Source organism: Streptomyces sp. CT34, assembly GCF_000805335.1.
Classification (GTDB): Bacteria; Actinomycetota; Actinomycetes; order Streptomycetales; family Streptomycetaceae; genus Streptomyces.
The window spans coordinates 2,192,592-2,199,288 of sequence record NZ_KN708638.1 but is presented as its reverse complement, the minus strand read 5'-3'; the positions used below and the strand labels follow the sequence as shown (position 1 = coordinate 2,199,288).

At 74.8% G+C, this 6,697-nt stretch carries 7 protein-coding genes and 1 pseudogene; 6 read left to right on the top strand and 2 right to left on the bottom strand.

The window, feature by feature from the left end; genetic code table 11:
• The 4 genes and pseudogenes from RZ84_RS40865 to RZ84_RS09785 form a co-directional block, all read left to right on the top strand.
• A pseudogene (locus RZ84_RS40865) lies at window positions 1–207 on the top strand (ArsA family ATPase); the annotation flags it as partial.
• Window positions 208–334: 127 nt separating this feature from the next.
• Window positions 335–820 (top strand): DUF5304 domain-containing protein, encoded by a 486-nt coding sequence (locus RZ84_RS09795; protein ID WP_043263986.1) that lies wholly within the window; start codon window positions 335–337, stop codon window positions 818–820.
• 56 nt (window positions 821–876) lie between these two features.
• Window positions 877–1,818 (top strand): ROK family glucokinase, encoded by a 942-nt coding sequence (locus tag RZ84_RS09790; protein WP_043263985.1) that lies wholly within the window; start codon window positions 877–879, stop codon window positions 1,816–1,818.
• 5 nt (window positions 1,819–1,823) lie between these two features.
• The gene (locus RZ84_RS09785; protein WP_157878791.1) at window positions 1,824–2,648 is read left to right on the top strand and encodes an endonuclease/exonuclease/phosphatase family protein; all 825 of its coding nucleotides are present in this window, start codon (window positions 1,824–1,826) and stop codon (window positions 2,646–2,648) included.
• Between the two features lie 268 nt (window positions 2,649–2,916).
• Here the strand turns inward: RZ84_RS09785 and RZ84_RS09780 are convergent, their stop codons facing one another.
• Entirely contained in the window at window positions 2,917–3,534 is a 618-nt protein-coding gene (locus RZ84_RS09780) for a hypothetical protein (RefSeq protein WP_043263984.1), read from the bottom strand.
• Window positions 3,521–4,318: an alpha/beta hydrolase gene (locus RZ84_RS09775; RefSeq protein WP_043263983.1), complete on the bottom strand. Its 798-nt coding sequence runs from the start codon at window positions 4,316–4,318 to the stop codon at window positions 3,521–3,523. Before RZ84_RS09775 ends, RZ84_RS09780 begins: the two co-directional genes overlap by 14 nt.
• A gap of 249 nt (window positions 4,319–4,567) precedes the next feature.
• On the opposite strand from RZ84_RS09775, the gene RZ84_RS09770 reads away from it, so the two are divergent.
• Window positions 4,568–5,302 carry a lysophospholipid acyltransferase family protein gene (locus tag RZ84_RS09770; RefSeq protein WP_043263982.1) on the top strand — a complete coding sequence of 245 codons (735 nt, stop codon included), beginning with the start codon at window positions 4,568–4,570 and terminating at the stop codon, window positions 5,300–5,302.
• 172 nt (window positions 5,303–5,474) lie between these two features.
• Window positions 5,475–6,695, top strand: coding sequence for a MacS family sensor histidine kinase (locus RZ84_RS09765; RefSeq protein WP_043269490.1), 1,221 nt, complete (start codon window positions 5,475–5,477; stop codon window positions 6,693–6,695).
• The last annotated feature ends 2 nt before the right edge of the window (window positions 6,696–6,697 follow it).

The window sequence follows — 6,697 nt, the reverse complement described above, 5'->3', positions numbered from 1 at the left end:
CGCCCCGCCCCCCGCCGGGACGGCCTGGGCCTGGTGCGCCGCGGCGACGAGATCGTGGTCAGCGTCGGCCGCTTCCGGCGGATCCGCACCCTCCCCTCCGCCCTGCGCCGCTGCACCGTCTCCGGCGCCGGACTGCGCGACGGCGTCCTGGAGATCCGCTTCACACCGGACCCCGACCTGTGGCCGCAGAGCGGCACAAGCGACTGAACCGCCCGCCTCCCTTCGGGTACCGTCGGAGGTGTACCCGCCGTGCACCGCCCGTCCCGCAGTGCCGCGCGGCAGGTCAGGCCGTACCGCCTCGCCGCACCCGCCGCAGGAGCCCACGGAGTTCGTCATGAGTGATGCCACCGAGCGCCCCGCCGACCGCAAGGCCGAGCCCGACGCCGACGCCTGGTCGACGGCCTGTGCCGAGGACCTCGCGGCGGAACAGGCCCGCCGCCGGGACACCTACGGCCCCCAGCCGGGGAGCGCCGCCGAGGAGTTGCGCAAGCTCGCGGAGGCGGTGACCGACAAGCTCGCCGGGATCCAGCTGCCCGGCGCGCTCGGCGGGACGGCCGCGCAGAGCGCCGTCAACCAGCTGTTCCGGCAGGCCAAGGCCGCCGTGGAGCCGGTCATCGAGCGCAACCCCGATGTCTTCGACCACCTCGCGGCGGCCGGCTCCGAGCTGCTCGCCGCCTACCGCTCGGCCGTCGAGAGCAGCGAGCGCCGCTGGACCCGCGGCACGGACACCGGCGAGCGGCCCGGCGGCCCGGCCGCCGGCCGGGACGACGATCCGCGCGACGACGGCCCGGCGGGCACCGAGCGGATCGATCTCGACTGAGCCCGCCTCCGGTACGGTGGGTCCCGGCGGGGTTCGAGCGAAAAACTGAGGGACACATGGGACTCACCATCGGCGTCGACATCGGCGGCACGAAGATCGCGGCCGGCGTGGTCGACGAAGAGGGTTCGATCCTTGAGACGTGCAAGGTACCGACCCCGCATGCCACCGATGAGCTGACCGAGGCCATCGCGGACGCCGTCCGCACGGTCGGAGCCGATCATCATGTCGAGGCCGTCGGCATCGGGGCCGCCGGCTACGTCGACGAGAAGCGCGCCACCGTCCTGTTCGCGCCGAACATCGACTGGCGCCACGAACCGCTCAAGGACAAGGTCGAGCAGCGCGTCGGCCTCCCCGTCGTCGTCGAGAACGACGCCAACGCCGCGGCCTGGGGCGAGTACAAGTTCGGCGCCGGCCAGGGCCACAGCGACGTCATCTGCATCACGCTCGGCACCGGCCTGGGCGGCGGCATCATCATCGGCAACAAGCTCCGCCGCGGCCGGTTCGGCGTCGCCGCCGAGTTCGGCCACATCCGGGTCGTCCCCGACGGCCTGCTCTGCGGCTGCGGCAGCCAGGGCTGCTGGGAGCAGTACGCCTCCGGCCGCGCCCTGCTGCGGTACGCCCGCCAGCGCGCCTTCGCCACCCCGGAGAACGCCACCGTCCTGCTCTCGCTGGGCGACGGCACCGCCGAGGGCATCGAGGGCCGGCACATCAGCCAGGCCGCCCGCCAGGGCGACCCGGTCGCCATCGACTCGTTCCGCGAACTGGCCCGCTGGGCCGGCGCCGGCCTGGCCGACCTGGCCTCGCTGTTCGACCCGTCCGCGTTCATCGTCGGCGGCGGCGTCTCGGACGAGGGCGAGCTGGTCCTGGACCCGATCCGCAAGTCCTTCCGCCGCTGGCTGGTCGGCAACCAGTGGCGCCCGCACGCCCAGGTGCTCGCCGCGCAGCTCGGCGGCAAGGCCGGACTGGTCGGCGCGGCCGACCTGGCCCGCCAGGGCTGACACGGATGGTGGCCGAGCGCTCCGGACATCCGGTGCCCGGTACGGGAGTTCCCGCCGACGGCGGTTCACTTCCCGGGCCCGGCACGGGACTTCCGGAGTCCGGCACCGCGGCGGACGGCTCCGCGGTCGTCCGGGTGCTCAGCTACAACATCCGTTCCCTGCGCGACGATCGGGCGGCGCTGGCCCGGGTCATCCGGGCCTGCGCCCCCGATCTCGTCCTCGTCCAGGAGGCCCCGCGCTTCTTCCGCTGGCGCAAGGCCGCCGAGCGGCTGGCCCGCGCGAGCGGCCTGGTGTACGTCACCGGCGGCGCGACGACCGCCGGCCCGATGATCCTCGCCACGCTCCGTGCCCACGTGGAGCGCACCGAGGACGTGCTGCTGCCCCGCACCCCCGGACTGCACCAGCGCGGCTTCGCCACCGCCGTGCTCCGCTTCGGCCGCGCCCGGCTCGGCGTCCTCAGCTGCCATCTCAGCCTCGACGCCCGGGAGCGCTACGGCCAGGCCGGGCTGCTGCTGGACCGGCTGGCCGCGCTGGACGTGCGGTACGCGGTGGCCGGCGGTGACCTCAACGACCGTCCGGACGGCCGGAGTTTCCGCCGGGTGGCGGGCGTGCTGCGGGACGGCTGGGCCGCCGAGCCGTGGGGCGGCGAGTTCACCTCCACGCCCCGCGAGCCGCGGCAGCGGATCGACGCGGTGTTCGCCACGGACGGGGTGCGGATCCTCGGGTGCGGGGTGCCGTGGGGGCTGCCCGGGGTGCACCGGGCCGATCTCGTCCGCGCCTCGGACCATCTGCCGGTGCTGGCCGCCCTACGGGTCCCCGCGGACGGTTAGGGCCCGCCCAATGGGCCATGGCCGGGTCCGCGACGCTCCTCCGGGCCAACGCCGGGAGGTGCCCACGCGGCGTTGCCGGAACGTCCCCATGGCTCCGCTGTCGTGCCGCTCCGGCGCCCTGCGCCTCGTTTCGCTCCGCCTCGGCTCCTTCAACGGTCCCCGGAAGCCGCGCTGCACCGTACCGGACGCCGTGGCCGGTCCGACCCTGATCCACCGGACCGGTCCCGGGGGAGCCTGCCCGCCGGACGGGCCGGGAGCCGGGGGCGGTTCAGACCACCGCCCCGCCGCCCGGGAGGTCGTCGTCGTCCTCGCGGTCGTTCTTCATGCGGGCGACGAGCGTGGCGAAGCCGCCCAGGAAGCCGCCGATGCCGAGAACGGTGATCCACCACGTCACCGGCTGCTGGAGAAGCACCATGACGACCAGCAGCAGCGGGCCGCCCAGGACCGCGATCCAGGCGAACTTGGTGGTGACGTCGGGGGTCGGCAGCGGGGGCGGCTCGGGCGGGGTGAAGTGACCCTCGTCGGTCGCGTCGAAATCGTCGTCGGAGGGTTCGGCCGCGGACCAGTCGCGCGGACCCACGCCGGGCGCGAAGACCACGAAGCCGCCGGGCCGGGACGGGGGACCGGGGCTGCCGGGGGAGCGGGGGGCGTCGTCGTCGGCGGTGTCGTCGTCGGGGCGGCCGTCGGCGGACGGGGTGTCGGGCTGCCGGCCGGCGGCATCGTCCCCGTCCCCGTCCCGGCCGGCCGGGTCCGCCGCCCGGCCGCCGTCGCGTGCGCCGTCCGGGTCCGGGAACTCCGGCTGCTCCCCGTAACCCGCGACGATCTCGGCCCAGGCGGCCTCTTCGTCCAGCGGGTCCCGGGGGTCGCGGGGGCTACGCTCCGCCACTGGCCGCCGTCCCCTCCTGGACCGCACCCGGCCCCGCCTCCCGGGCGAGCCGGGTGATGAAGGCGTGGCTGTCCCGGAAGATCCGCTCCGCGTCGTGGTCGAGCGTGGCGACGTGGTAGCTGCGCTCCAGGAGGGTGTGCCGGACGTCCGTGGAGGACACCCGGCTCAGGATGTGGTCCGAGTCGGCGGGCGGGACGACGTGGTCCTGCGGGCTGGTCATCACCAGCAACGGCTGGGTGACGCGCGGGAGTTCGGAGTCGACCTGCCGGAAGAACCGGCGCAGCGAGTGCGCGGCGTGCAGTGGCACCCGGTCGTAGCCGACCTCCTCGGCGCCGGGCTTGGCGATGTCGCTGGCGATCCCCTTGGTCGACCGCACGACATGGCGCAGCACCGGCAGCAGCGGCGCCGCCGCGTCGTGCACCTTGTTGCCCGGGTTGACCACCGCCACGCCGCTGACGGCGTCGCCGTGCTTGGCCGCCAGCCGCAGCGCCAGCGCGCCGCCCATGGACAGACCGCAGACGAAGACCTTGCTGCACCGCTCGGCCAGCGCCCGCAACTCCCGGTCCACCTCGGCGTACCAGTCCTGCCAGGTGGTCAGCTGCATGTCCTGCCATCGCGTGCCGTGGCCGGGCAGCAGCGGGACGGTGACGCTCAGCCCCTGCCCGGCGAGGTATTCGGCCCAGGGGCGCACGGACTGGGGGGAACCGGTGAAGCCGTGACATACGAGGACGCCGACCTCTCCGCCGTCACGGCGGAACGGCTCGGCTCCGGGAAGGAGCGGCACCGGGGAACTCCGATCGATGAGGGGGGCTGGCGGGTTACCTCAGGGTACGCGGAGTGACCGCGGCGGGGTAGGCCCTGCGCGGCCGGACGGGCAGGTCGGGGGAGCGTCGAGCGGCGCTTCCGAGACGCCCGCGCGCTCGCCGGCGGGCCGGTACGTCGTCGCGCAGCCCGGTCGCGGCGATCGGCGCCCCACGAGGGGGTTAAGGTCTTTGCGTCACACACAGGAGGCAGTCGGTTGATCTACGGCGCAATGAAGTTTTCCATCGGCGGGCCGCTGCGGCTTGCGTTCCGTCCCTGGGTGGAAGGCATCGAGAACATTCCCGCCGAGGGTCCGGCGATCCTCGCGAGCAACCACCTGTCCTTCTCGGACTCCTTCTTCCTGCCCGCGGTGCTGGACCGCAAGGTCACCTTCATCGCGAAGGCCGAGTACTTCACCTCCCCGGGGGTCAAGGGCAAGCTGACGGCCGCGTTCTTCAAGGGCGTGGGCCAGCTCCCGGTCGACCGCTCGGGCGCCCGCGGCGCGGGCGAGGCGGCGGTCAAGAGCGGCATCGAGGTGCTGGAGCGCGGTGAGCTCTTCGGCATCTACCCGGAGGGCACCCGCTCCCCGGACGGCCGGCTCTACCGCGGCAAGCCGGGCGGTCTGGCGCGGGTGGCGCTGGCCACCGGGGCGCCGGTCATCCCCGTGGCGATGATCGACACCGAGAAGGTGCAGCCGCCCGGCAAGATCCTGCCCAAGATGGTCCGACCCGGCATCCGCATCGGCAAGCCGCTGGACTTCAGCCGCTACCAGGGCATGGAGAACGACCGGTTCATCCTGCGCTCGGTCACCGACGAGGTGATGTACGAGATCATGAAGCTGTCCGGCCAGGAGTACGTCGACATCTACGCGACGGCGGCCAAGCGGCAGATCGCCGAGGCGGCCAAGGCCGCGGAGGCCAAGAAGAAGGCCGACGCGGAGCGGGGCGCGCAGGCCGGCGCCGAATAGACGGGACCGACGGGACAGACGGGCAGAGCCGAGGCCGGGGCAGAGTGGCCCCCGGCGAGGGGTGGGGGCCGGAATGACGGATGCCGACATACGGGCGGTCGACGGCGGTGTGGCCGGTGCGGCGGCCGATGGCCGGGAAGCCAGGGGCGCAAGGCCCCCGAAGGTGCTGCGGATGTCCGTCGAACTCCCGCTGTGGCGGGCGATCACCGGCTACCGCATCCTGACCCTCGGCTACGCCCTGTGCCTGTTCGCGCTGTCGTACGGCAAGTACGCCCACCCGCTGGGCGCCGCCGCCTACATGGGCGCGATCACCCTGTGGACGGCGCTGACCTGGCGCCGGACGACCTCCCCGGAGCGGTGCGGCCGGCGCTTCCTGGTCGCCGACCTCGGCTTCGCGGTCGGCGGCATCCTGCTGACCTCGGTGGTCGACACCCACGCCCGCATCATGGACGGCGCGGCGACGCTGCCCTCCATCTGGACGGCGGGCGCGGTGCTGGGCTTCGCGATCCGGGGCGGCTGGCGGTGGGCCGCGGTGGCCTCCACCGTCGTCGCGGTGGCCAACCTCGTCGAGCGCGAGGAGCTGGCCCGGGACACCGTCCACAACGTGGTGCTGGTGTGGGTGGCCAGCGTCGCCATCGGCTATGTCGTCGAGGTGGCCCGCGCCAGTGAGCGCACCCCCGCCCGCGCGCTGCAGATCGACGCCGCCACCCGGGAGCGGGAGCGGCTGGCCCGCGACATCCACGACAGCGTGCTCCAGGTGCTGGCCATGGTGCAGCGGCGCGGCGCCGCGATCGGCGGCGAGGCGGCCGAGCTGGGGCGGATGGCCGGCGAGCAGGAGGTGGCGCTGCGCACCCTGGTCTCCGGCAGGCCGGTGCCGGCGCGGCGCGCGGTCCCGCCGGCCGGTGCGGCCCCTGCGGCGGACCCGGGCGGCGCACCGCCCACCGCGCCCCCGGCGGCGCCCGGCGCCGGCGGCCCCTGCGACGTCCAGGCGCTGCTCGCCCCGTACGCCGGTGCCGGGATGACGCTCTCCGGGCCCGGCACGGCGGTCGAGCTGCCGGCCGCCGCCGCGGCGGAGCTGGCCGCGGCTGTCGGTGCCGCACTGGACAATGTACGGGTGCACGCGGGGGCCGGTGCCCGCGCGTGGATCCTGGTGGAGGACGCACCGGACGCGGTGATCGTGACGGTCCGCGACGACGGCCCCGGCATACCGGAGGGGCGGCTCGCGGACGCCGAGCGCGAGGGCCGCCTCGGGGTGGCGCTGTCGATCCGCGGCCGGCTGCGGGACCTCGGCGGCAGCGCGGAGTGGATCTCGGTCCCCGGCCAGGGCACGGAAGTGGAGCTGACGGTTCCCAAGGGCGCCGCGCCCGGGGGAGGACGACGGGGGAAGGCATGAGC

What these genes read in the sequence shown, in the direction of transcription:
- RZ84_RS09790 (WP_043263985.1), top strand. Translation starts at nt 877, where the DNA reads ATGGGACTCACCATCGGCGTCGACATCGGCGGCACGAAGATCGCGGCC.
- RZ84_RS09785 (WP_157878791.1), top strand. Translation starts at nt 1,824, where the DNA reads ATGGTGGCCGAGCGCTCCGGACATCCGGTGCCCGGTACGGGAGTTCCC.
- RZ84_RS09770 (WP_043263982.1), top strand. Translation starts at nt 4,568, where the DNA reads ATGAAGTTTTCCATCGGCGGGCCGCTGCGGCTTGCGTTCCGTCCCTGG.
- RZ84_RS09795 (WP_043263986.1), top strand. Translation starts at nt 335, where the DNA reads ATGAGTGATGCCACCGAGCGCCCCGCCGACCGCAAGGCCGAGCCCGAC.
- RZ84_RS09765 (WP_043269490.1), top strand. Translation starts at nt 5,475, where the DNA reads ATGTCCGTCGAACTCCCGCTGTGGCGGGCGATCACCGGCTACCGCATC.